Annotated in this window: 1 pseudogene; it reads left to right on the top strand. The window is 33.1% G+C overall.

What is annotated here, in order from left to right:
* Nucleotides 1–690 precede the first annotated feature (690 nt).
* A pseudogene (locus F6K13_RS32670) lies at nt 691–1,392 on the top strand (glycosyltransferase family 2 protein); the annotation flags it as partial.
* Nucleotides 1,393–1,518 lie beyond the last annotated feature (126 nt).

Below are 1,518 nucleotides of genomic sequence, written 5' to 3'. Positions count from 1 at the left end.
ACATAAGTCCTAACCAACTCGTTCCTTGCTATAGCCAATTTTCCAGAAAATTTTATATCTCAATATTTAACCTTATTTATGTATATTTTCTGTGATCAGAAATTGTTTCCGTAAAACTTAAAATTTGGAACCAAAAAATTTTAATAAAGTTGATGAATTTTTGTTTTATAGCAAAGAAAAAGTTGGTGAAGACATCTCAAAAGCTTAAAAATCTGGCGTTGTCTGATTTTTCCTTCTCTCCCAGAAAACTAAAGCCTTCTTCATTTCTTCTGTTATAAATTATAACTTTTGTGCACCAAGTGGCCTAACTTATACCTAACTTGGCCAATATTATCAAACTTATTGCTATTGCTACAGTATTTAATACTTTAGAGACAAAGTGATGATAATCTATTCCAAAACACTATATTTAATGGCCAGTTGCTCTTAACAACCTTTTAGAGCAGCTTTGCTCGAAGCAGGCAAAAGAAAGGAGACCTCCTTATACTAATTCACTTAAAAAATGTCACAAATAGTTGGTGGCTGATGAAGTCAAATAATAGACTGAAATTACTGTACAGTAGAAGTTTTAAGTACCTAAAATATCACTTCTAACTTCTGAGTTCTGACTTCTGACTTTAGTGAAACGGTATTAATACCCTCTGCTTTTTTGAAATTTTTTTGACACCCCCTAGGAGAAATATCTGTCCAATGACAAAATTAATTATTCAAATTCCTTGTTACAACGAAGAAGAGTCTTTAGGAGTAACTCTTGCTGCTTTACCTAGAAAGTTAGCAGGAGTAGACATTATCCAATGGTTAATCATCAATGATGGTAGTCAAGACCGAACAGTTGAAGTTGCCAAAGAACATGGGGTAGACCATATTGTGAATTTCCCCACTAACCAAGGTTTAGCAAAAGCATTTATGGCAGGTCTAGAAGCTAGTCTAAAAGCAGGAACAGATATTATTGTGAATACTGATGCTGATAATCAATATTGTGCTGATGATATACCCTACTTAGTTCAACCTATTATTTGGGGTCAGGCAGAAATTGTAGTTGGGGAGAGACCAATTTGGCAAACTAAACACTTTTCTCGTACTAAAAAATTACTTCAAAAATTAGGTAGTTGGGTAGTAAGAATAGCTAGTAATACAAATATTCCTGAGGCACCTAGTGTGTTTTGTGCTTTTAGTCGAGAAACTGCCATGCAACTTAATGTTTTTAATGCCTATACTTACACCCTAGAAACAATTATTCAAGCAGAGCAAAAAGGTATGGTAATAACATCAGTTCCTATCAGAACAAATAATGTATTACGACCTTCCCGACTGTTAAGAAGTCCCCCTTCCTATGTGTTGCGATCGCTCTTTACTATCCTCAGATTTTTTTTACTTGACCGAATAATTAAGGTTTAAAGCCTTTCCTTTAAAGGATAAAAAAGAAAAATTTTTCCTTTTAGTCAATCCTCTCCTTTTAAAGTATAGGTAATAATTAATAATCAATAATTAATTATTAATCATTGAAAAAGCGTAGGG

Origin of the sequence: Okeania sp. SIO2B9 (assembly GCF_010672505.1) — a bacterium.
Lineage (GTDB): Bacteria > Cyanobacteriota > Cyanobacteriia > Cyanobacteriales > Microcoleaceae > Okeania > Okeania hirsuta.
The sequence above is the reverse complement of the archived record's forward strand: the minus strand, read 5'-3'. Positions and strand labels throughout refer to the sequence as shown.